General features: G+C 62.6%; 1 protein-coding gene. It reads right to left on the reverse strand.

Going from position 1 to position 650, the window contains the following annotated elements:
• The coding region (locus ACODTO_RS29550; RefSeq protein ID WP_489107475.1) for an OprD family outer membrane porin at positions 1-650 on the reverse strand (650 nt) is incomplete at both ends.

The raw sequence follows: 650 nt of genomic DNA on the forward strand, positions 1-650 counted from the left end.
ACGGCGGCGAAGTTGAAGTCGTGGCGCACTTGCCAGGATTTTTCCTTGGCGTTGTCGTAGCTGGAGTTGTAGCTGTCGTTGGCCAGGGTGCCGCCGCTGGTGCCGTTGACGCGCATCCAGGCATCGTCGCCGCTGAGTTTCTGCAGGCCGACGTAGAAGGTGTTGCCACCGTACTTGGCCGAGAGCATGGCGAAGGCGGTCTTGTTGTCCAGGTCGCCGGCCAGGGCGCTGCCGTTTTCCTTGCCGATGAAGTAGCCGAGGTTGGCGCCCAGGGTCCAGTCGCCGATGGGTTGGCTGTGGGTCAGGTTGAAATACTGCTGCTGGTAGATGTCGCTCAGTTCCGAGTACCAGACACCGACCTGGGTGCGTTTGTCGTTGAAGGCATACTCGCCGCCGCCGAAGTTGAAGCGGTCGGAGGTGAAGGCCGGGCGGCCGTTCATGAACATGTCTTCCATGCTCGCATCGTTGCGCGGGCTGTTGCCGCGGAACTGGCCGCCGTAGAGGCTCAGGCCGCTGATTTCGGTGGAAGTGACCTGGCCACCGCGGAAGGTTTGCGGCAGGGAGCGACCGTCGTCGGAACGCAGGATCGGCAACACCGGCATCCATTCGCCGACCTTCAGTTCGGTCTTCGACACCTTGGCCTTGAGGGC

The sequence above is a fragment of the Pseudomonas sp. FG13 genome (assembly GCF_057809755.1).